Genomic DNA, 21,538 nt, shown 5'->3' on the forward strand with positions numbered 1-21,538 from the left:
GTGACTCCCGGCTGAGGGGGATCGAGTCGGGCGCGCTCAGACGAACAGGGCGCGGACCTGCTCGGGGGCCCGGGTGCGGCCCCATTCGGTGATCCGCGCGACGACGTCCGCCGTCGCCTCGGACATCCGGTTCTCCGGCACGCCCAACTCCAGTGGCGGCGGCAGGAATTCGGCGTTCCGCAGATGAGTGAAGAGGGTGGCCGCCGCCTCCTGGGCAGGCAGCGCCCCGGCCTCCACGGCGGCACACAACTCCCGCGTGAACACCAGCAGTCGGGACACATCGGCGCCGAACGGGCCCGGCAGCCCCGGGTGGTGGTCACTCTCCAGCGCGAGCAGGGCGCCCTCGTCCCGGTCGCGGCGAAAGTCCCGCAGGGCCTTCTGGGCGGTCATCGTGGTGAGGATGCTGGTGGCCTTCCAGACCCGGGTGACGGCGTTCCACAACGCGTAGTCACGGAAGCCCACGAACGAGCTGTAGACCAGATCGTCGTGCACGTCGAACAACCCCTGCTGAAGACGGTCGACATAGGCGAACCGCTCCGTCGACCAGTCGTCCTCCTCGACGGCCCGGATCAGCCGCCAGGCAAGGGAGTTCACGACCTCCAGGGTGTTCGTCATCCCCCGGGAGTAGAGCGCGTCGATGAACCCGGCGGCGTGCGCGGTCAGACAGTAACGGTCGCCCACCGTCTGGTGCGCCGAGTACTGCAACCGCCCGGTGCTCACCCAGGGGCGGACCGCCTTCGCGGTACGGAACTGCTCGGCGATCCTCGGGAAACGGCGCAGGAAGGCGTCGAACTCCTGCTGCCCCGCGAGCGTGCCCGGGGGGAACACCCGCTCGTCCAGGGTCAGCCCGACGCTGCACAACGGGTTGGGCGCGCCCTTGTAATTGTCGAACGGGATGACCCACAGCCAGCCGCCGTCGAAGACATGGTGCAGCGTGCCCTGATGCCACGGCACCAGCGGATCGCAGGCCCGCGCCGCCGCCATGTCGTCGAACGGCTCCACCCCGATCATGTGCGTGAACAGCGACCGCGAATGGGCGCGGGCCCGGGTGGGTTCGTCCCGCAACCCGAAGGCCTGCGCCACCGGCGACCGGAACCCACTGCTGTCCACCACATACGCGGCCCGGAACTCCTCACCCCGGTCGGAACGGCACACCACACCCCGGTCGGCATCCGTCTCGATCCCGGTGATCCGCGTGTTGAGCCGGGGCTCGGCGCCGCAGCGCACCGCGAGGTGGAAGAAGTAGGCGTCGACGTCCTGCCGGAACAGATGGGTCTCGGTGCCCTGGTACTCCGGGATGACCTCCTGGTTCACCCGGTCGTGCCGGGGCGCCCGCCCCACCTCGTGATGGACGAAGCCGAAGTTCCGTTTCTGGCCGCACATCGGGCTGATCCGCGAACGCACCCCGGCGAAACTGGCCAGGGCGCCCACCTCGGGCACCCCGTACCGCTCGGCGATCACCTCCGCCATCGCCGAGGTATACGGGATGGTCGACTCACCGACCGCGAACCGCGGATGCGTGGTGGCGTCGAGCAGCAGCACCCGGACACCGTTGCGCGCCAGGACCGTGCCGAGAATGCCGCCGGCCAGTCCTGAACCGATGAGGGCGACGTCGTACCTGTCTGCGTGCGGGGGGCTGGACGCGACACGCGTCATGATCCGTCCTTCCGGCTGCGAGGGCTGCGAGGGCTGCGAGGGCTGCGAGGGGCTGCGATGTAGTGCGGACCGCACGGCCAGGTCCGTCAGGACCCGTAGGGCTGTTCGCGCCGTGCGTTCGCCAGAACCCGCCCCCACCACGCCAGTTGATCGAGCATCGTCTTCGCCGCGCTGCCGCAGCCGTCCAGATCCGTGGGCTGTCCCGAACCGTCGAACGTGTCGCCGGGCGCGTGGAAACTGACCCCGTCCCGCAGGGTGACCGCGTGCAGCTCGCCGAACACCTGCCGGAGCTGCTCCACCGCCCGCAGTCCGCCACTGCGCCCGCCGTAGGACACGAACGCGACGGGCTTGGCCTGCCACTGCACGTAGTTCCAGTCCACGGCGATCTTCAGCGCCGCCGGAAAGCTGTGGTTGTACTCCGGGGTCACGATGACGAACGCGTCCGCCCGCGCCAGCCGCTCGGCCAGCCGCTCGGCCAGGACCCGCACCTCGGGACCCGGCTGGAGCGACGGCGCCGGCGGCAGCGGATAGTCCGCCAGGTGCACGGTGTCCGGCTCGAATTCCGGGTGCTCCTTCACGACCCCGTCGAGCCATCCGGAGATCGTCAGACCCATACGCCCGGTCCTGGTACTGGCTGTCAGAATCGCCAGGCGCAGCACACTGATCGGCATAACCACTCCTTCCGCCTTGGCAAGGGATTAGCTGTCGCGCGCCGGTGCAGAAATGACAGCGTTCAGACTCCGGTGATGCGTGTACTGCTGAGCACTGCGCGGCTCGGGCAGCCCGGCGAAAAGATCTCCCAGCTCGCGCCGCATGGTCTCCATATGAAGGTCATGAACACCTTTGGAGTCCCATTCCGAATAGATGAGAACGGATCTTCCGTCGGCGCTGATGTGGAAACTTCCCTCTCTCCACAACGGCGCCTCGGAGATCTCCCGGTACCGGTCCAGAACCGCGTCGATCCACCTCTTCGCGAACGAGCGGTCGGGCATCGGCCGGACGACGACGTTCACGCACCCGGTGCCGCGCTGCTCCCGCACCGGCTGCTCCCGCACCGGTGCGCCGACCCGCTGGTAGACGCGGTAGCGCACGGCGCTCAGACCGCGCAGCCCCTCGTCGCAGCGGACCGCACCGGACTCGGCGCCGTTGCCGAGATGGCGCACCGTCCGCAGCAGCGAGTGGTGGGAGGACCACTGGCCCATCACGCAGACGGTCGTGCGGTCGAAGCTGATGAAACAGTTCAGGGAGAGCAGTCCGGCGGGCCACGCGTCCACCAGCCAGCGGGCGACGGACTGTCCGGCCACACCTTCGGGCTCGTCGCCCTCACGCACATGCAGAATTTCCACGACGGAGCTGACCGAATCCGGATGGCCCAGGACGTTCAGTGGGCCGGCCCGGGAAAGCAGTCGATTCTCCGAATACTCCCGCCGCACGGCAGACCTCCAGACACCTACGCGGTGCAGGAATGGGGGGTTCGAACAGCGCCAGTGAACAGTGACCTGTTCGGCACGGTCAATCAACCCCCATAGTGACCGGGGTCACAGGCGTGCGGGTGTGCTGCGTGTTTGACGGGGCGATCCATTCCCAACTGCGCGGATCTGCGGAATATTGCCGCCGAATCTATGCGAGATAACCAAGCCGTCTATGAATGAACTCCGAAATCCACGCGCCTCAAGAGCGGGGAAGACGTGAGCCGTGCGGCGGCGGAGTGCGACGCGGGGTGCGTGTCAGGTGCGCAGGTAGGAGGCGCCGTTGACGTCGAGGACCGTGCCGGAGGCCCAGGCGGCGTCCGCCGAGGCGAGGTAGAGCACGGCGGCGGCCACCTCCTCGGGCGTGCCGACCCGGCCGAAGGGGCTCTGGTCGCGCAGCGCCTCACCGTCGGGACCGGCCAGCTTGTCGGCCTGCCGCTCGGTCGCGATGAAACCGGGCGCCACCGAGGACACCGCGATGCCGTGCGGCGCGAGGGAGACGGCCATCGACTGCCCGAAGGCGTGCAGCGCGGCCTTGCCGGCGCCGTAGGCCGGGAAGTCCGGCTCGCCCCGGAAGGCGCCGCGGGAACCGACGTTGACGATGCGGCCCGGCTCGCCCCGGTCGATGAGGTGCCGCGCGACCCCGTAGGTCACGTTCACGGCACTCATCAGATTGACCTGGATCATGCGCTGCCAGATGTCCTGCCACTCCTGGTAGGAGACCTCCGCCACCGCGTGCCGGTTGTCGGCGCCCGGCGCCAGCCCCGCGTTGTTCACCAGGACGTCGACCCCGCCGAGGGCGCGCACGGCCTCGTCGACGACCTCGCGCGCCGTCCGCGGGTCGGAGAGGTCGCCGCCGACCAGGACATGGCCCTCGCCGGACAGCTGCTCCAGGGTGCGTGCCGCGTCCTCGGACCGCGTCGCGTAGTGCACGGCCACGCGGTCACCGGACGCGGCGAACGCCCGCGCCACCGCCCGGCCGATGCCCCGGGAGGCGCCCGTCACCAGGACCCGCCTCATGAGGCGAAGACCTTCGACTCGTCGCGGAACGCCTTGAACTCCAGCGCGTTGCCCGCCGGGTCGCGGAAGAACATCGTCCACTGCTCGCCCGGCTCACCGGGAAAGCGGAGGTAGGGCTCGATCAGGAACGCGGTACCGGCCGCCCGGAGCCGGTCGGCGAACTCCCCGAACTCCCCGTCCGTGAGCAGCAGTCCGAAGTGCGGGATCGGCACCGCGTGCCCGTCGACCGCACTCGTCGCCTCCGCTGCGGGCCCGCCGACGGAGAGGTGCGTCACCAGCTGGTGGCCGCGCAGGTCCCAGTCGATCCAGTGGTCCGTGGAACGCCCCTCGGCGAGACCGAGAACGCCGCCGTAGAACGCGCGCGCCGCGCCCAGATCGTCGACCGCGAGGGCCAGATGCACCGCTGGACGGTGGGACATGCCGCAGCTCCTCACGGGTGGGCGTCGATGAAGACCGTCCTCCGAGCTTGCCCCGCCCCTTGTCCGAATGTCAACATTGGGACATGACTGCTGCGCTGCCCAAGGCGAAGAGACGCGGACTGGCCACGGAGGTCGCCGACCTCGTCCGCGACGCGATCTTCGCCGGGCACTTCCCGCCCGGCGCACCCCTGCGCGAGATCGACCTCGCGGCCTCCCTCGACGTCAGCCGGGGCTCGGTGCGCGAGGGGCTCGCCCTGCTGGAGAACGAGGGGCTGGTCCGCAGCGCCTGGCACCGTGGCGCCAGTGTCATCGACGTGACCCGGCAGGACGTCGAGGAGGTCTACACCCTGCGCGCGGCGCTCGACCGGCTGGCGGCGACGACCGCCCACGCGGTCGCGGACGCCGGTCAACTGGCCGCGCTGGACGGCCTGGTGGAGGAGATGGCGGCGGAGGTGGCCGGTGCGGCCGACGGTCCCCGCCTCCTCGCCCTCGACATCGCCTTCCACGACCGGATCTACGACATCGCCGGCAACCGACGCCTCAACAGCGCCTGGCGCGCGGTGCGTTCCCCGACGTACCTGTTCCAGCTGCGCCGGATCACCGTCGGCCACGCCCACTACAGCGCCCGCGTGGTCGCCGAACACCGTGAACTGGCCCGCCTGTTGGCCTCCGCCGACCAGGAGACACTGGCCGCCTACGCAGAGGAGCACGTCGACGCAGCCCGCCGAGGCTTGCTGAAACACCTCGCACTGTGAGGCCTTGCCGACGGGGGCGGTCGGCTGGGCGGGTCAACCGGGGACCCGGTGACCGGAGCCGGGGAGGGCTGGGCAGCCGGGTTCCGGCGAGCGGGGTCCGGGTGGGTCGGTTGGCCCGGAGTCCGGGTGGGTCGGTTGGCCGGGTGGTCCGGTGACCGGAGCCCGGGAGGGTAGGCGGCCCGGAGCCTGAGTGGTCCGGCGGTCCGGAGCCCAGGGCCTACCGTGTCTTGTGACCTCGGGGCCAGGTCGCGCCCGGCGCGTCAGTGAGACGTCCCCGCCCCGCCCTCCTCACGACGCGCCCCCGCCCCAGCCGCCGCCGCACACCCCGCCCGCACCGGAACCGGCCGTGCCCGCACCACGAGCCCCGCCCGTACCTCCACATCCAGAGCCGCGTCCTCGCTGAGGGGCACCCGCAGCTCGACAGCGACGGAGTCGAAGCGCCCCTCCTGACGTGCCCACTCCAGCCAGACGGCGAGATCGGCCGCCGCCCGCGGATCAGCCACGGCAGGCACCGCCAGCGCCGGGCACCCCCAGTCCGCGGTCACCCCGTGCAGCCCGCCGAGGTAGTGCCGTGCGGCCTGCGGAGCGCTCGCGAGGCTCCGCACGGCGCCCCTGGCCTCGTCCTGCGTCTCCACGCGCCAGATATCCAACGCCGGTTGGACGGGGTGAGCGGGGACCGAGTCGGCGGCGACGAGGGCCGCCGGTGCCGGTACGGCGGGGTGTCTGGACGGTGCCTCCGTGTCCGGCCTGGGCTCGACGTCGTCGTTCGGCTGAAGTGGGGCAGTCCGTCGGGGGTTCCGTGCTGGTGCGGTGAGGCGGCTGGGCCTCGCCTCCGGGGCCGGCTTCGGCTCCACCTCGACGTTCGGCTGAGATCCGGCAGCCCCTTGGTCGTCCCGTGCCGGTGCTGCGGTGAGGCGGCCGGGGCTCGGCTCCGTCTCGACGTTCGGGCTGAGGAGGTGGCCCGGTAGCGGGCCGACCGTGATGATGACCGGGCGGCGGTGGTCTCGGGGTGGGAGCGTGAGGGGGCCGGAGCGTGCCTGGGTGTCCGGCGTCGTTCCGATGGCGGCGTTCGGGCCGGCCGTCGCTCTCGCTCGTGTCACGAGTTCCGTGAGGGTGGCGCAGGAGGTGACCGAGCCGGTGGGGCCGGTCAGGAGCCAGCCGCCGGGGCGGGCCGTCGGGCGGACGCGGCCGGTGAGGCGGGCGAGGGCCGCCGCGACCGCCGCGCGGGCGGCGATGCCGGACGTGACGGGGCTCGCCCAGTCGCCCGCCGTCCGGGTGCCGCACGCGCCGCACATCAGGGCATCACGTCCCCGGAGTTCGGGCCGAGGGTCTGTCCGACGTAGAGGTTGCCGCCCGGGTCGGAGGCCAACAGGACGGCGGTGGGGGCGACTTCCTCCGGGCGGCCGAAGCGACCGAGGGGCAGCTCGGCCCGTTTCGCCCGCTTCCACTCCTCGGTGATGCCGTCGACCATCGCCGTCTCGACGGGCCCCGGGGCGATCGCGTTGACGAGGACGCCGTCCGGGGCGGCCTCCAGGGCCAGCGACTTGGTGAAGCCGATGACCCCCGCCTTCGCGGCGGCGTAGTGGGCGAGGCCGGTGCCGCCCTTGATGCCGAGCTGGGAGGCGATGGTGATGATGCGCCCGTGGCCCCGCGCGATCATGCCGGGCAGCACGGCGCGGCAGCACAGGAACACCCCGGTGAGGTCCACGGCGAGCGTCTGCGACCAGGTCGCGAGGGACATCTCGGTGACCGGGGACTCGGTGAGGACGCCGGCCGAGTTGACGAGGATGTCGATCCCGTCGCCGCCCAGCAACTCCTGCGCCTCCGCCACCGCGGCGGCCACCGACGCCTCGTCGGTGATGTCCACGGCGACCGAGCCGACCGCCCCGGTGGCGAGCGCCGCCGCGCGGGCACCCGCACCGTCCCGGTCGGCGACGATCACCCGGGCACCCTGCGCGCGGAACGCCGTCGCGATGGCGGCGCCGATACCGCCCGCCGCGCCGACCACCAGCGCGGTGCGGTCTGCCAGGACCTGCATGGTTGATTCCTTTCGAGCGGTCGTCGAGACGTCGCGGGGCCGGAGGGTCTCAGGTCGGCATGCGGATCGTGAGCCCGCCGTCGACGACGATCTCCTGACCGGTGAGGTAGGAGGCCTGGGGCGAGGTGAGGAAACGGATCACGTCGGCGATCTCCTCGGGACGCCCCGCCCGGCCCAGCGGAATGCCGAGCCCCGCCCGCTCAAGGCCCTCGGGGCCGAGGGAGTTGACCGGGTCGAGGGACTGCGGGGTCACCACATAGCCGGGGACCAGGGTGTTGACGCGGATGCCCCGGGGCGCCAGCTCCACGGCGAGGCTGCGCACCAGGCCGAACACCCCGGCCTTGGCGGCGCCGTAGTGCGCGTGCTCACCCCAGCCGTACACGCCGCCCGCGATCGACGACACGGCGACCAGCGCCCCCGGCCCCGCCATCCGCGCCGCCGCCGAACGGAACGTGCGCAGCACGCCGGTCAGGTCGACCTGGAGCAGGTCGTCCCACGTGTCGTCGTCGAGGTCGGCCAGCGCCGCCCGGCGCAGAATCCCCGCGCCCGCGACGGCGATGTCCAGCCGCCCCCACTCGTCGAGCGCCCGCTGCGCGAACACCTCGGTCTGGGCGCTGGAGCGCACGTCGAGTTCCTGGACGACGCACACGCCACCGGCGTCGGCGACCGCGCGGGCGGTCAGTTCGGGGTCATGGGGGTCACCGGGGAAGGTGCCGAGGACGGTCCGGACACCGGCGCGGGCGTAGCTGACGGCGAGCGCCGCCCCGATGCCGCTGGCGGCGCCGGTGATCACCGCGACCGGCCGGTCGTCGTGGGACTCAGCCATGGAGGGACTCCACCTTTCGGGCGGCGAACATGACGAGACCGGAGACCGACGTCCCGATCGCGCCGACGAGCAGCGCCGCGCTGTTCCACCCCGTGCCGGAGGCGAGCAGCGCGGTGACGATGAGACCGGCGACGATCGCGCCGGGCTGGGAGAGGGCGTTGAGGAACGCGGTCCCGGTCGCCCGGCAACTGGTGTCGTAGCACTCGCCCATGTAGAAGAGCAGCGCGGCGTACGGCCCGACCAGGAAGAACATGCCGAGCGAGTAACAGGCCACGACCGCGACGGTGCCGTGCGCGACGGTGAGCGTGAGCGTGAAGAACAGCCCGGAGACGAGCCAGCCGACCCCGATGATGGTGCGCCGCCCGAACCGGTCGCCGATCCAGCCGTGGAACACGTAGCCGAGGTAGCCGACGGCGTTGATGACGATCAGCATGATCAGCGACCCGGTGAAGCTGACGCCCTTGCCCTCGGTCAGCACGGTGGTGCCGAGGACGCTGAAGACCTGGATGCCGAACCAGTTGACGATCCAGGCGAAGCCGAGGACCAGGGTGTTGCGCAGCGCGGTGCCGCGGAAGATCGCCGCCAGCGGGGCGCCCGGCTGCTCCTCGACCCCGTAGGAACGGGCGAGCGCGGCGGCCTCCTCGGTGCGGCCCTGCTTGCGCAGCGCGCGCAGCTCCCGTTCCAGGTCGAACTGCGGGGACTCCTTGAGTCCGCGCCGGGCCACCGCGATCAGCAGGGCCGGGAAGACCGCGATGAGGAAGCAGCCCCGCCAGCCCACCAGCGGGAGGAAGACGGCGGTGAAGGCGGCGGCGAGCAGCACGCCGAGCGGCCAGCCGCCCTGCACCAGGCTGTAGACCAGCCCGCGACGCTTCTTGATCTTCTCGTCCTCGGTGACCGCGTAGATCTCGTTGAGGTACGTGGCGTTGACGGCCTGCTCCGACAGGCCGAGCCCGCCGAGCGCCCGGACGCCGATGAGGTATCCGGCGCCGGGGGTGATCGCGGTCGCGGCGGAGGCGAGGGCGGTGCCGGAGACGGTGAGGATCATGCCCTTGCGGCGGCCGATGCGGTCGACGACCGGACCGACGCACAGCGCGACCACGGCCGTGCCGACGGATATGAGGGTGGAGACCATGGAGGCGGTCGCGGTGTCCCAGCCGAAGTGCTGGGACATCTCGGGCAGCAGGGTGCCGAAGAGGATGTAGTCGTAGACGGCGAACAGCCAGGCCAGGAAGGCGATCACGGTCGCCTTGCGGGTGGCGCGCACGCCGACCCGGGGAAACGCTCTGGTGGCCTCGACGGTCGGGCCGGCGGATGTGCCGGTGGACGGAGCGGACATCGGGAAGCACCCTTCATCGGGGAGGGGAGAACGCGAACCTGCGGGAACCCGGCACACGGTGGGGGAGAACGCGGCGGGCGGGCGCGGCGCCGACCGGGAGGATCGGCGGGCGGGGCGTGGGACGGGAGGGTGCGGGCCACCGTCCCACGCGGACAGGGGAGACAGAGGAGACAGGCGAGACAGGCGAGACAGGGGGGCAGGGCGGGGCGATACGGGTCAGGCGCGGGGGGTGCGGGCGACGAAGTCGTCGGCGATCTCGTCGAAGGTGGACCAGGTCACGCCCTCGTGGCCGCTGATGTGCTCGATCAGCCGCTCCAGCATCAGCAGGTTCTGCGGACGGCCCGAGACATCGGGGTGGATCGTCATCGTGAAGGCCGCGTAGTCCATCTCGCGGTACACCCAGTCGAACTGGTCACGCCACATCTGCTCCAGGTCGCGCGGGTTGACGAAACCGTGGCTGTTGGCGCTCGCCTTGACGAACATCATGGGCGGCAGGTCGTCCAGGTACCAGTTCGCGGGGATCTCGACGAGACCGGTCTCCTCGCCCCGCACCAGCGGCTTCATCCACTGCTCGGCCGGCAACGAGTAGTCGATCTTCGTCCAGCTGTCGCCGACCCGCACGTAGTAGGGGGAGAAGTCGTTGTGCATCAGCGAGTGGTCGTACTTGATGCCGCGTTCCAGCAGCAGTTCGTTGGTGACCGGCGAGAACTCCCACCAGGGGGCGACATAGCCGGTCGGGCGGCGCCCGGAGACGCTCTCCACCAGCTCGATGCCCCGGTCGAGAACGGCGCTCTCCTGCTCGCGGGTCATCGCGATCGGGTTCTCGTGCGAGTAGCCGTGCACCCCGATCTCGTGCCCGCCGTCGACGACCATCCGGGTCTGGTCAGGGAACGTCTCGATGGAGTGCCCGGGGATGAACCAGGTCGTCCTGATGTCCCGCCGCTCCAGCAGCCGCAGGATGCGCGGCACGCCGACCTCGCCGGCGAACATGCCCCGCGAGATGTCGCACGGCGAGTCCTCGCCGCCGTACGAGCCGAGCCAGCCCGCGACGGCGTCCACGTCCACACCGATGGCGACACGGATGTCCTTGCTCATGTTCACTCATTCCTTTCCGAGGGCGGCACGGGCACGGTGACCCGGGCCGGTGGGTTCGACTCCGGCAGCCACGCGGACGCGGCCGGACCAGGGGTGGCGGTGTCGCACAGCCGGCCCAACTCCCGCGCGGCGCGGGCCGGATCGGGGTCGCGGGCCAGCAGCGCGCCGAGCAGGACGCGCGCCTGCGAGGGACGCAGCAGCCCGGTCGGGACGGCGCCCGCGCGTACGAGGTCGACGCCGCCGCCGTCGCCGTAGACCGCGGCGACCGGGCCCGCGTGCACCCGGGTCGACAGGGCGACGACGACTCCCGCGCGGGTCAGCCGTTCGACGGCGGTGTGGATCAGGTGGTTGCCGTTGCCCGCGCCGGTCGCCTCCAGCACCAGGCCCCGCGCACCGGCGGCCGCGCACGCCTCCAGCGCGGTCGCGTCGGCGCCGGGATAGCAGGCGACGGTGTCCACGCGGACGCCGCCCAGCTCCAGGGCGCGCGGACCGAGGGGCGGGTGGCGCACGGGCCGGGCCGAGAGGCGCACGACGCCGTCCCTGACCCGGCCGAGCGGGCCGGTGTCGGGCGCGGTGAACGCCTTCGAGGCCAGCGTGTGCGTCTTGCGGGCACCGGAGGCGGCGAGGACCAGCCCGTCGAAGACGATCAACGCCCCGCAGCCCCGGGCCTCCGTACCGGCGGCGACGGCGATGGCGTCGGCGAGATTGCGCGGACCGTCGGTGTCCCGGGCCGCCGCGTTGCGCTGGGCGCCGGTGAAGACGACGGGACGCGGGTCCTCGTGCACGAGATCGGCCAGATAGGCGGTCTCCTCCATGGTGTCGGTGCCGTGGGTGACGACGACACCGATCACGTCCGGATCGGCCAGCTGCCGGTGGGCGTGGCGGACGATGTCGGCCATGTCGCCGGGGGTCAGCAGGTAGCTGCCGACACAGGCGACGTCCCGCCCCTCCACCGCGACCGAGGGTTCGCCGGGCACCTCGCGCAGCGCGTCGAGCAACGCCCCGGACCCGTCCGTGGCGCGAGCGGCGCCCCGGCTGTCGGGGCGCGAGGCGATGGTTCCGCCGGTGGAAAGGACCACGACCCTGCGCACGAAGAGAACCTCCAGTCCCACGTGGCCAAACGTTTGGGCCAAACGATTGGCTCATCTTGCACGCGCTCCCTGACCCGGTCAATGACCCCGCTGTTACGATCACGGAAAACGCCCGCACGGCGGCCTGTCACCGGCCGTCCACGCGCAGCGACCAGGCACCGCATGGGACGGAAGGGCTACGAGCAGCGATGGACCCCGGGCGCCCACAGGTAACCCTGCGCATGCTGGCCGACCGTCTCGGCCTGCACGTCTCCACCGTGTCGCGCGCCCTGCACGCCCCGCCCGAGCAGGGCCGGCGGGCGGCCTCCAGCGCCACCGTCGCCCGCATCCGTGAGCTGGCCGACGAACTCGGCTACCGGCCCAACCCGCACGCCACCAGCCTGCGCACCCAGCGCAGCAACCTCGTCGGTGTCCTGGTGCCCCGGCTCTCCGACCTGGTCCTGGCCACCGTCTACGAGGGCATCGAGGAGGCCGCCTCCGAACACGGACTGCACGCCTTCGTGGCCAACACCCGTGACCGCGCCGACGCCCAGCGCGCCCAGACCGAGATGATGCTCGCCCGCCGCGTCGACGGCCTGATCTTCGGCGACGCCCGCTCCGACGACGGTTTCCTCGACGAAGTCGCCGCCCGCGACGTGCCGTTCGTGCTGGTCAGCCGGCACGCCGGTGGGCACACCTCGGTGACCTGCGACGACCCGCTCGGTGGCCGCCTCGCCGCCGACCATCTGCTGGGCCTGGGCCACCGGGAGCTCGCCGTCATCGCGGGCGAGCCCTACGCGAGCACCGGCCTCGACCGCACCCGAGGCTTCCTGGAGCGGTGCGCGGAGGCGGGCGTGAGCGTCCCGGCCGACCGGGTCGTGCGGTCGGCGTTCGACGCGCGCGGCGGCCGCGACGCCGTGGACCGCATCCTGGCGGCGCCCGGACCGCCGCCGACCGCGGTCTTCGCCGTCAACGACTTCGCCGCGATCGGCGCGATGGGCGCCCTGCGTGACCGGGGCCTGCATCCGGGACGCGATGTCGCGGTCGTCGGCTTCAACGACACCCCCCTCGCACAGGAGTTGCCCGTCCCGCTCACCAGCGTGCATTCCCCGATGCACGAGATGGGCCGCCGGGGTCTCGACCTGCTCACCCGGCTCATGGGCGGCCGCCCCGCCCCCTCGGAGCGGCTGGCCCCCACCCTGGAGGTCCGTGCCTCCAGCGAACGGCCGGTCGGCGACATGCGGGACGGGGACCGCACGGCGACCTGAAGCCCCGCACGTCCGTCAACTACGGCTGCGGGGCGGTGAATTGACAGGGCATCAGGCGGACGTCCCGGCCCCTCGTGCCGGTCTCGACGCGAGCAGCGGGAGCGCCGGGTGGCGGGCGATGTCGTCGGGGTGCATGAACAACGGCGTCAACGTGACGTCGCTGTCCGGCAGGTGGATCTGCGGCGCGATCGGCGCGGCACCCAGCCGCTCCCACAGCGCGGTGCTCCCGTCCGACGAACCCTCGCAGTACACGCCCAGCTTGCGGGGATGGATGTACCCGAGCGTGGCCATCGCGAGGTCGAAGAAGGCCCCCCGGTTCACGGCCCCCGGGCGAACGGCGGCCAGCGCGCCGTGGATATGGGGCGGCAGGTCGGCCGGGTAGTGCGCGTCCACCAACTCCATGAGATCCAGGCACCGCCCGGACACCGGACCGGTCGCGTCGATGATGTCGGCCCGGAAGGCGGCCTGGTCCTCGGCCGGGAGCGGGGCGCGCTCGGAGGGTTCCCAGACGATGACGGCGTCCCGGCCGGGCGAGAGCAGCGCGATCCCCTCGTGCTCGACCATGAACCGCACCCAGGTGCGCATGAAGCCCCTGATGTACCGCTCCCGCCGTGGCACGTCCGGCGGGACCATCCACCGGGTCACCGCGGTGTCGCGGAACGCGTCGGTGAGGATGTCGGCGATCTCGTCGAAGTCCTCGCACGACGCGATGTCGTACGCCGCCAGGTCTCCCGTCACGTTCTCTCCCTCCGCCGGTCCCCGCGCCGCACCCGACCCGGGACCCGGAACCGCTGCGCACATGTCGGGGACAGCACAAGTACCCCCGTGTCATCGGGAGTTGATTCTGCCGCGACGGCCACCGGCGCCCCGCCCGCCCTGAACAGCCCGGCGCGAGACGCCAATTGATGAGTCGCGCCCTGCCAAGCCGACACGTCGTATCTCGACAGGAGTGAGCCTTCTTATCATGCCCATGAGGAAGTGTTCGAAATTTTCCGGACAGTCAACGAGCCTCGTACAAAAGAGAGTTGGCACGCCTGTTTGCCTGTTTCTGGACAGGCGCGCAATTTCGCCGTTGATGCGGGCGACGTTTGCCGACGACGCGAGCAGGGGCACCCTTCCGGCGAGGCCGCGACGGGTCGATTCGGGGCCGCCCCGACGGCCGGACTGAAGAACTCACGTACGTGTTGATCGGGGAGATGCCCAATGTCCAGGGGGAACAGCAAGGGGGCACCGTTACACGGCCTGCTCTGTCTCGCAAACCGGTGGACCGCCCAGGAGCCCGCGTGTGTGCCGGCGCAACGCACGGGGGAACTCCCGCATCAGGAAAGCCCATTCCGCGCCGCCTATCCGATTCTGCACACCACCGAGCTGGGCAGCGTCACGGCCTATCGGATCGAGTTCCGCACACCCGATTGCGGACCCCGGGTGCTCGCGGCCGACCCCGGCCGGCACGCCCTCGTGCTGAGCGCGCGCGGCGCGATCGGGGTGGTGCGGGACGGGCGCGCGTTCGTCGTCCGGGACGAGACGGTGGCGCTGTGCGACACCCGCCTCCCGCTGAGCATCGGCCCGGGGACCGGCGAGCAGGCCGCCGAGGCGGTCGTGATGGTCTTCCCCGACACCGCCGTACCGACGCTCCTGCCCTACCCCGACGAGCCACCGCACCAGGTCAGAGACGCCACGGGCCCCGGATCGCTGCTGCGCTGGTTCCTCGTCGAGGCCGCCGTGCGGGCCCCGGGGCTGCGCGCGCCGGAGGCGGCCCGCTTCGGTGACGCCGCCCTCCACCTCGCGGCGGCGGTCCTCGAACGGCGCTTCGTCGACACCGCGCAGGCCTGCCCGCAGACCCAGCAGCACGAACTGATGACCCGCATCCGCGGCTTCGTCGACCGCAACCTCGGCGACCCCGACCTCACCCCGGGCCTCGTCGCCACGGCCCACCACATCTCCATCCGCCATCTGCAACGGCTGTTCAAGGACGAGGGCAGCACCCCCTCCGACTGGATTCGCCAGCGCCGACTGGAGACCTGCCGACGTGAACTCCGCGACCCGGAACTGCGCGCCCTGCCCATCCGCGAGATCGGCCTGCGCAACGGCTTCACCCAGGCCTCCGACTTCAGCCGGGTATTCCGCGCCCGGTACGGAATGCCACCGGGCAGGTTCCGCGACGGACGACGCCACCCGGACGCCACCGGCTAACCGGTCCGTCGCGCCCGGACAATGACACGACCCGCGACGAGCGGAAAAATAAACGACCGTGCTCGACACCGACCTCGACAACTCCTGTCGCATATTTCCGTAGGTCGCCGGTGGGACTGAAGTGAATTCGGGCTGACCACCCCGAATCCGTCCCTGCCCGGCGAGTTCGTGACGTTCACCGAACTCGCCGACATCACCGAAGGGGAACCCAGGTGGAATCAGAACCCATTGCCGTCGTCGGGGTCGGCTGCACACTCCCCGGAAGCGTGCACACCGTGGACGAGGCACGCGCCGTCTTCGAGGAGGGCCGCGACTGCATCCGCGAGATCCCCCGCGACCGGTGGGACGTCGACGCGTTCTACCATCCCGACCCCCTCGCGGCCGGCCGGACCTATGTACGCCACGGCGGGTTCATCGACGACGTCGACCGGTTCGACGCGGGCTTCTTCGGGATCTCGGACCGGGAAGCCGCCTACATGGACCCGCAGCAGCGCCTGCTGCTCCAGACGGTGTGGCACGCCCTGGAGCACGCCGGACAGAACCCCGACGAACTGGCCGGCACCAACACCGGCGTCTTCCTCGCCCTGATGGGCCACGACTACGCCACCCTCAAGGTCGAGGGCGGCCTTGAGGCCATCACCGCGTACGAGGCGATGAGCGACGCCAACAGCGTCAGCGCCGGCCGGATCGCGCACTTCCTCGACCTGGAGGGCCCCTGCGTGAGCGTGGACACGGCCTGCTCCGGGTCGCTGGTCGCCATCCATCTGGCCCGGCAGTCCATCCTCTCCGGCGAGTGCGACGCCGCCATCGTCGCCGGGGCCAACGCCATCCTGGCGCCCAACGTGCACATCTCGTTCGCCAAGCTGGGCCTCTTCTCACGCGGCGGGCGGTGCCGCACCTTCGACGCGGGCGCCGACGGTTATGTCCGCAGCGAGGGCTGCGTGGCGGCGCTCCTGACCCGCCAGTCACGGGCCGAGGCGTCCGGCAGCCCCATCCTGGCCAGCATCATCGGCACCGCCGTCAACCACACCGGGCGCTCCAAGACCCTCACCGCACCCGACGGCCGCAGTCAGCAGCGGGTGATCCGCAGCGCCCTGGCCGCCGCAGGGGTCGACCCCGCACAGATCGGGTACGTGGAGGCGCACGGCACCGGCACCCCGGTCGGCGACCCGATCGAGATGGACGCCATCGCCCGCACCTACGGCGCCGCCCACGGCAACGGCCGTCCCCTGTACGTCAGTTCGGGCAAGAGCAACGTCGGTCACATCGAGGCGGGCGCCGGGCTGCTCGGGGTGGTGAGGGCGGCGCTCTGTCTGGACCGGGAGACCATCTACCCCAGCATCCACCTCGACGACCTGAACCCGAAGATCGACCTCACCGGTCTCCCGGTGGAGATCCCCGTCGAGCCGGTGGACTGGCCACGCGGCGACACCGCACGGCTGGCGGGCGTCAACTCCTTCGGGTACAGCGGCACCAACGCCCACGCCGTGCTCCGCGAGGCACCGGCCCGCCCCGCCCCGGACGCCCTGACCAGCGACCGCCGCGACGACGAACTCCTCACCCTGTCCGCGAAGTCACCCGAGAGCCTGCGCGAACTCGCCGGACGCTGGGCCGACTTCCTCTCCCGCACCCGCCGACAGGAGCTGCCCGAGGCGGTGTTCACCGCCGCCGTCGGCCGGGCACCGCTGCGCCACCGTCTCGCGGTGACCGGGCGGGGCGGCCGGGAGCTGGCCAACAACCTGCGCCAGTGGCAGACCGGCCGCGCCCCCGCCTCGGTCTCCGCCGGACGCGCCAGGAAGGCCGCCAAGGTCGCCTTCGTCTTCTCCGGACAGGGCACCCAGTACCCGCGCATGGCCCGCGAACTGTACGAGCGGGAACCGGAGTTCGCGGCGGCCGTGGACCGGTGCGCGGCGGTGATGGACGAGGAACTCACCGTCCCGCTGCGGCAGATCCTCTTCGAGGAGGACCCCGACCGGGACATCCACGACACCCGCTTCGCCCAACCGGCCCTGTTCGCCGTGGAGTACGGCCTCGCCGTCCTGCTGCGCTCCTGGGGCATCACCCCGGCCGCCGTCACCGGACACAGCCTCGGCGAGGTCGTCGCCGCCTGCGTGGGCGGCCTGCTCACCCTGGAGGACGCCGCCGGGTTCAGCGTGCTGCGCGGCCGGCTCATGAGCGAACTCCCGCGCGACGGACGCATGCTGATGCTCGGCGCCGACGAGGAGACCGTACGGGGCTGGCTCGCCGGGCGCACCGATTCCGCCGGGATCGCCTCGGTGAACGGCCCCCGCAACGTCGTCGTCTCCGGCACCGCCGACGCCGTCGACGAGATCGCCGCACTGGCCGAGCGGGCCCGCGTCGAGGCGGCGTGGCTGCGCACCTCGCACGCCTTCCACTCGCAGCTGATGGACCCGGTCCTGCCCGGCCTGTACAAGTGCGCCGCCGCCTTCCAGCCGGGCCACCCCGACCCGTCGATCCCCGTGATCTCCGGCCTCACCGGGTGCGCCCTGACCGGCGAGGAGGGGCCGGACCACTGGACGGCCCAGGCACGCGACGCCGTCCGCTTCGACGACGCCCTGCGCACGGTCGTCGACGCGGGCTGCACGGTGATCGTCGAGATCGGCCCGCACCCCGCCCTGCTCCGGCAGATCACCGAGGCGTTCGGCGAGCAGGGCGTCACCGCGGTCGGCACCCTCGACCGGGACCGCCGCGACGTCCGGCACCTGCTCGGCACGGCGGGCGCCCTGTTCACCTCCGGCGCCGCCCTCGACCTCGCCCGCCTCTACCCGGGCGCCCACTACCGGCGGACCCCGGCGGCACCCCAGTACCCGTTCCGCAAGGACCGCTACTGGTGGACCGAGGACCCGGAGAGCACCCGCGCCGAGCCGACCCCGGCCGCCACCCCAACTCCCGCACCGGTGACCGCCGTTCAGCGGGCCGAGCCGTCCGACCACGTCCACGAGGAGCGGCTGACGACCGCCGCGCCCTGGTCCGACCACCGGGTGCACGGGGCGACCGTCTTCCCGGCCACCGGCTACCTGGAACTCGCCGTCCGCGCCCTCACCACGGCCGGGGCCGCCGCCGACACGCCGGTGGAGCTGACCGGCGTCGGCTTCACCCGCCCCTTCGTCCTCGCACGCGGCGCCGTCACCCTCGCCCGGGCCACCCTCACCGGCGCACCCGACGCACCCCGCCGTTTCACGATCACCGGCACCACCGAGGGCGCCACAGCTCCCGCGAACGAGCACTGCCACGGCACGATCAGGCCCCTCGACCGCACCACGGACACCCGGACCGGCCGACTCCCCGAGGCGCTGCGCGCGGAGATCCCCACCCCCCTCGCCCCCGTGAAGCTGTACGGCAAACTGCGCGACGACGGCCTGGAGCACGGCTACCACTTCTCCACCGTCCGTGAACTGTGGGTGGCCACCCCCGACCGCGAGGAGGCCCTCGCCCGGATCACCGTCGTCCCCGACGGCGCGCCCGCCGAGCGCCACACCCACCGGACGGCCACCATGCTGGACGGCTGCCTCCAGCTCGCCGCGGCCCTCTTCGTCACCGCCGACGACACCCTCGCCCCGGGCGGCTACCTCCCGGTCGCCGTCCAACGCCTCGTGCTGACCGGGCCGTTGCCCGCACAGCTGTGGGCCCGGCTGCGGCGCCGGCCGCTCGACTCCCGGACCGCGTTCGCCGTCGACCTGCTGGTCACCGACGACCAGGGCGCGGTCGTCGCCGAGTTCGAGGGCGTCGAGTACCGGCACTCCGGCGCGCTGGCCGGGGGCGCGGAGGAGACGGCGGCCGGGGCGGACAGCGGTGCCCGGATCGGCCGGTCCCGGCAGGAACTCCTCGATCTGATCGCGCCGTTGACCGACGACGAACGGCGGGAGGCGGTCACCCGGTGGATCGTCCAGGAGGTGCGGGCGACCCTCGGCCGGGCCTCCGCCGAGCTGGAGTTCGAGGAGGACGGGATCGACCCGTCCCTCGCGCTGCTGGAGATCGGCCTCGACTCCCTGAAGGTCACCGACCTCCAGCGCCGTATCCAGGAAAAGCTCGAATTCCGTTTCCGGGCCATGGAAGCCCTCGACTACCAGACCATCGAAGGTCTCGCCGACTTCCTCCTGGAAAGGGTCCTGTCCGCCTGACCGCCCGTCATCGAAAGGAAGAGCCCCGCATGCTGGATTCCGCATTCGTCAAGGAATACCTGGACACCCATCTCGAACAACGGCAGGCGAACAAGGTCCAGCACGGCTTCCCGTCCCCGCGCTACTGGAACGAACGCTCCGTCCCCATGGACGAACTCACCGAGGACCGCCGCCAGTTGCAGAAAGAGGGGCAACAGGCGGGCGTCTACCTGTACATCGGCGTCCCCTACTGCATCAAGACCACCCCGGGAAAGTGCGGCTACTGCCTCTTCCCGGTCGAGGAATTCCAGGGGAACGAGGCCCTGGAGGACTACTACGGCTATGTGGAACGCGAGGCGGACCTCTACCGGGACCGCCTCCAGGGCTCCGTCCTGACCACGGCGTACTTCGGCGGCGGCACCTCCAACCTGTACCGGCCGCACATGTACCACAAGATCATGGACCTCGTCCGGGGCATCTTCCCCGACATCGAAGAGGCGGCCGACATCACCCTCGAAGGCATCCCCCAACTCTTCACCCGGGACAAGATGCGGGCGATCCGCGACTCCGGCATGAACCGCATCAGCATGGGCGTACAGCAGGTCAACGAACGCCTCAACCGTCTGAGCGGCCGCAAACAGACCACCAAACACGTCGTCCAAAGCCTCGAATGGGCCCGGGAGTTCGGGCTCGCGGCCAATGTCGACGTCATCTACGGATGGCCCCAGCAGACCGTGGAGACCATGCTCGAAGACCTGGAGACACTGGTCTCCTGGGACGTCTACGACATCACCCACTACGAACTGAACGTCGGCGGCCCCACCGACTTCGCCCTCAACCGCTTCCACGAACTCCCCAGCACCCTCAGCAACCTGGAGATGTACCGGGAGGGCCGCGACTTCCTGCTCGACCGGGGCTACGAGCAGCACGGCGCCTACAGCTTCCGCAAGCCCGGCGATCCGACGACCCGCCCATTCCGGGAGGGCTACCGGCCGGAGACCACCCGGGACACCTCCGACGCCGTCGGCTGGGGATACGCGGCGGTCTCCTTCTTCGGGGACGCCTCCTTCGGCGCCGGGCGCTCCTGGTCGTTCATCAACCAGCGCAGCCTGCCCCTGTACAAGAGGGCGATCGACGAGGGCCGGTTCCCGATCGAGCGGGGTTTTCGCCACCAGCCCGAGGACTGGCTGCTCTCCACGGTCTTCCGCAAGCTGCTCAGCATGGAGATCGACCGGGCCGGCATCCGCCGCGCCATGGGCGTCGACGTGTACGAGGAGTTCGCCACGGTCTGGGACGCGCTGGCCGAACGCCGCCTCGCGGACATCGAACCGGACTGGATCAGGCTCGTCGGCGACGGCCCGTTCTACACCCCGCTGGTCTCCGCGCTGCTCGCCGAGGAACGCTACCGGGCCCTGCGTGAGCGGGAGGCCCGCGCCCAGCAGGCCGGGCTGACGCTGATCGGCGACGGGGGAGCGCAGCATGGCTGAGGCGCTGCCGCTGAGCGGCCGCAGCTGCGTCGTGACCGGCGGCTCGCGCGGGATCGGCGCCGCGGTGGTCCGGCTGATGGCGGCACAGGGCGCCGACGTGGCGTTCGGCTACCACCACAGCGCCGACCGGGCCGAGGCCCTGTGCGAGGAGGTGCGCGCCGCCCACCCCGGCCGCCGGTGCGCGGCGCTGCCGGGCGAGGTGTCCGACGGACCCGGGGCGCAGAAGTTCGCCGCCGAGGCGCTGGACTTCCTGGACGGCCGCCTCGACGTCCTCGTCAACAACGCGGGCGTGACCCGGGACGTCAGCTTCGCCCGGATGCGCAGGGACCAGTGGGACGAGGTCCTCGACACCAACCTCGGCAGCATGTTCAACGTCACCCGCCCCCTGGTGATGCCCCTGGTACGGCAGCGCAAGGGCACCGTCCTCAACGTCACCTCCGCGTCCGGCATCCACGGCGCCCCCGGCCAGACGGCCTACGCGGCCTCCAAGTCCGGGATCATCGGCTTCACCAAGGCACTGGCCAAGGAGCTGGGCGGCCTCGGTGTCACCGTGAACGCCGTGGCACCCGGCTTCATCGAGACCGACATGACGGCCGCGCTGCCCGGACCCCACACCGACCTGGTGAAGTCGATGATCCCCACCCACGCGTTCGGTTCGGCCGAGGATGTCGCCGCCCTCCTCTGTTTTCTCGCCTCGGACCGGGCGCGTTACATCACCGGCCAGGTGATCGAGATCTCCGGAGGACTGGTCCTGTGACCGCCGCGCCACAAGGCCGTTCCTCGAA

The 21,538-nt window shown here is 71.6% G+C and carries 18 protein-coding genes; 6 read left to right on the forward strand and 12 right to left on the reverse strand.

The window, feature by feature from the left end; translation table 11 throughout:
- Nucleotides 1–36 precede the first annotated feature (36 nt).
- From ACIQOU_RS12885 to ACIQOU_RS12905, 5 genes are all read right to left on the reverse strand, one after another.
- Nucleotides 37–1,656, reverse strand: coding sequence for an NAD(P)/FAD-dependent oxidoreductase (locus tag ACIQOU_RS12885; protein WP_401536544.1), 1,620 nt, complete (start codon nucleotides 1,654–1,656; stop codon nucleotides 37–39).
- A gap of 86 nt (nucleotides 1,657–1,742) precedes the next feature.
- Nucleotides 1,743–2,327, reverse strand: coding sequence for an NADPH-dependent FMN reductase (locus ACIQOU_RS12890; RefSeq protein ID WP_401536545.1), 585 nt, complete (start codon nucleotides 2,325–2,327; stop codon nucleotides 1,743–1,745).
- A 27-nt stretch (nucleotides 2,328–2,354) separates the two neighbouring features.
- Nucleotides 2,355–3,089 (reverse strand): hypothetical protein, encoded by a 735-nt coding sequence (locus ACIQOU_RS12895; protein ID WP_401536546.1) that lies wholly within the window; start codon nucleotides 3,087–3,089, stop codon nucleotides 2,355–2,357.
- Nucleotides 3,090–3,383: 294 nt separating this feature from the next.
- Nucleotides 3,384–4,145: an SDR family NAD(P)-dependent oxidoreductase gene (locus tag ACIQOU_RS12900; RefSeq protein ID WP_401536547.1), complete on the reverse strand. Its 762-nt coding sequence runs from the start codon at nucleotides 4,143–4,145 to the stop codon at nucleotides 3,384–3,386.
- The gene (locus tag ACIQOU_RS12905) at nucleotides 4,142–4,564 is read right to left on the reverse strand and encodes a VOC family protein (protein ID WP_401536550.1); all 423 of its coding nucleotides are present in this window, start codon (nucleotides 4,562–4,564) and stop codon (nucleotides 4,142–4,144) included. The genes ACIQOU_RS12900 and ACIQOU_RS12905 overlap by 4 nt, the downstream gene beginning before the upstream one ends.
- A gap of 83 nt (nucleotides 4,565–4,647) precedes the next feature.
- Here ACIQOU_RS12905 and ACIQOU_RS12910 point away from each other — a divergent pair, with 83 nt between their 5' ends.
- Nucleotides 4,648–5,319, forward strand: coding sequence for a GntR family transcriptional regulator (locus ACIQOU_RS12910; protein WP_401536551.1), 672 nt, complete (start codon nucleotides 4,648–4,650; stop codon nucleotides 5,317–5,319).
- 260 nt (nucleotides 5,320–5,579) lie between these two features.
- Here the strand turns inward: ACIQOU_RS12910 and ACIQOU_RS12915 are convergent, their stop codons facing one another.
- From ACIQOU_RS12915 to ACIQOU_RS12940, 6 genes are all read right to left on the reverse strand, one after another.
- Entirely contained in the window at nucleotides 5,580–6,614 is a 1,035-nt protein-coding gene (locus tag ACIQOU_RS12915) for a hypothetical protein (protein WP_401536553.1), read from the reverse strand.
- Nucleotides 6,614–7,357, reverse strand: coding sequence for an SDR family NAD(P)-dependent oxidoreductase (locus tag ACIQOU_RS12920; RefSeq protein ID WP_401536555.1), 744 nt, complete (start codon nucleotides 7,355–7,357; stop codon nucleotides 6,614–6,616). Before ACIQOU_RS12920 ends, ACIQOU_RS12915 begins: the two co-directional genes overlap by 1 nt.
- Before the next feature lie 49 nt (nucleotides 7,358–7,406).
- The gene (locus tag ACIQOU_RS12925) at nucleotides 7,407–8,183 is read right to left on the reverse strand and encodes an SDR family NAD(P)-dependent oxidoreductase (protein WP_401536556.1); all 777 of its coding nucleotides are present in this window, start codon (nucleotides 8,181–8,183) and stop codon (nucleotides 7,407–7,409) included.
- The gene (locus ACIQOU_RS12930; protein ID WP_401536558.1) at nucleotides 8,176–9,519 is read right to left on the reverse strand and encodes an MFS transporter; all 1,344 of its coding nucleotides are present in this window, start codon (nucleotides 9,517–9,519) and stop codon (nucleotides 8,176–8,178) included. The genes ACIQOU_RS12925 and ACIQOU_RS12930 overlap by 8 nt, the downstream gene beginning before the upstream one ends.
- A 216-nt stretch (nucleotides 9,520–9,735) precedes the next feature.
- The gene (locus tag ACIQOU_RS12935; protein WP_401536560.1) at nucleotides 9,736–10,614 is read right to left on the reverse strand and encodes a polysaccharide deacetylase; all 879 of its coding nucleotides are present in this window, start codon (nucleotides 10,612–10,614) and stop codon (nucleotides 9,736–9,738) included.
- 2 nt (nucleotides 10,615–10,616) lie between these two features.
- On the reverse strand, nucleotides 10,617–11,726 hold the full coding sequence (locus ACIQOU_RS12940; RefSeq protein ID WP_401536562.1) for an asparaginase: 1,110 nt from the start codon (nucleotides 11,724–11,726) through the stop codon (nucleotides 10,617–10,619).
- Nucleotides 11,727–11,926: 200 nt separating this feature from the next.
- On the opposite strand from ACIQOU_RS12940, the gene ACIQOU_RS12945 reads away from it, so the two are divergent.
- A complete protein-coding gene (locus ACIQOU_RS12945) occupies nucleotides 11,927–12,952 on the forward strand; it encodes a LacI family DNA-binding transcriptional regulator (RefSeq protein WP_401536563.1) in 1,026 nt (341 codons plus the stop codon).
- A gap of 51 nt (nucleotides 12,953–13,003) precedes the next feature.
- Here ACIQOU_RS12945 and ACIQOU_RS12950 read toward each other — a convergent pair whose 3' ends face one another.
- A complete protein-coding gene (locus ACIQOU_RS12950) occupies nucleotides 13,004–13,690 on the reverse strand; it encodes a hypothetical protein (protein ID WP_401536565.1) in 687 nt (228 codons plus the stop codon).
- Nucleotides 13,691–14,239: 549 nt separating this feature from the next.
- Between ACIQOU_RS12950 and ACIQOU_RS12955 the strand changes: the two genes are divergently transcribed.
- From ACIQOU_RS12955 to ACIQOU_RS12970, 4 genes are all read left to right on the forward strand, one after another.
- Nucleotides 14,240–15,145: a helix-turn-helix transcriptional regulator gene (locus ACIQOU_RS12955; RefSeq protein WP_401536566.1), complete on the forward strand. Its 906-nt coding sequence runs from the start codon at nucleotides 14,240–14,242 to the stop codon at nucleotides 15,143–15,145.
- 212 nt (nucleotides 15,146–15,357) lie between these two features.
- A complete protein-coding gene (locus tag ACIQOU_RS12960) occupies nucleotides 15,358–19,287 on the forward strand; it encodes a type I polyketide synthase (protein ID WP_401536568.1) in 3,930 nt (1,309 codons plus the stop codon).
- A 29-nt stretch (nucleotides 19,288–19,316) separates the two neighbouring features.
- Nucleotides 19,317–20,753, forward strand: a complete 1,437-nt coding sequence (locus ACIQOU_RS12965) for a coproporphyrinogen-III oxidase family protein (protein WP_401536570.1) — start codon at nucleotides 19,317–19,319, stop codon at nucleotides 20,751–20,753.
- Complete coding sequence (locus tag ACIQOU_RS12970; RefSeq protein WP_401536572.1) at nucleotides 20,746–21,510, forward strand: SDR family oxidoreductase; 765 nt, start codon at nucleotides 20,746–20,748, stop codon at nucleotides 21,508–21,510. Before ACIQOU_RS12965 ends, ACIQOU_RS12970 begins: the two co-directional genes overlap by 8 nt.
- Nucleotides 21,511–21,538 lie beyond the last annotated feature (28 nt).

This window comes from Streptomyces sp. NPDC091279 (assembly GCF_044757465.1).
GTDB lineage: Bacteria > Actinomycetota > Actinomycetes > Streptomycetales > Streptomycetaceae > Streptomyces.

Bases quoted from the DNA above. Each gene is read 5' to 3' on its own strand.
- ACIQOU_RS12885 (WP_401536544.1), bottom strand. From the start codon at position 1,656: ATGACGCGTGTCGCGTCCAGCCCCCCGCACGCAGACAGGTACGACGTC.
- ACIQOU_RS12890 (WP_401536545.1), bottom strand. From the start codon at position 2,327: ATGCCGATCAGTGTGCTGCGCCTGGCGATTCTGACAGCCAGTACCAGG.
- ACIQOU_RS12900 (WP_401536547.1), bottom strand. From the start codon at position 4,145: ATGAGGCGGGTCCTGGTGACGGGCGCCTCCCGGGGCATCGGCCGGGCG.
- ACIQOU_RS12905 (WP_401536550.1), bottom strand. From the start codon at position 4,564: ATGTCCCACCGTCCAGCGGTGCATCTGGCCCTCGCGGTCGACGATCTG.
- ACIQOU_RS12910 (WP_401536551.1), top strand. From the start codon at position 4,648: ATGACTGCTGCGCTGCCCAAGGCGAAGAGACGCGGACTGGCCACGGAG.
- ACIQOU_RS12915 (WP_401536553.1), bottom strand. From the start codon at position 6,614: ATGTGCGGCGCGTGCGGCACCCGGACGGCGGGCGACTGGGCGAGCCCC.
- ACIQOU_RS12920 (WP_401536555.1), bottom strand. From the start codon at position 7,357: ATGCAGGTCCTGGCAGACCGCACCGCGCTGGTGGTCGGCGCGGCGGGC.
- ACIQOU_RS12925 (WP_401536556.1), bottom strand. From the start codon at position 8,183: ATGGCTGAGTCCCACGACGACCGGCCGGTCGCGGTGATCACCGGCGCC.
- ACIQOU_RS12930 (WP_401536558.1), bottom strand. From the start codon at position 9,519: ATGTCCGCTCCGTCCACCGGCACATCCGCCGGCCCGACCGTCGAGGCC.
- ACIQOU_RS12935 (WP_401536560.1), bottom strand. From the start codon at position 10,614: ATGAGCAAGGACATCCGTGTCGCCATCGGTGTGGACGTGGACGCCGTC.
- ACIQOU_RS12945 (WP_401536563.1), top strand. From the start codon at position 11,927: ATGCTGGCCGACCGTCTCGGCCTGCACGTCTCCACCGTGTCGCGCGCC.
- ACIQOU_RS12965 (WP_401536570.1), top strand. From the start codon at position 19,317: ATGCTGGATTCCGCATTCGTCAAGGAATACCTGGACACCCATCTCGAA.
- ACIQOU_RS12970 (WP_401536572.1), top strand. From the start codon at position 20,746: ATGGCTGAGGCGCTGCCGCTGAGCGGCCGCAGCTGCGTCGTGACCGGC.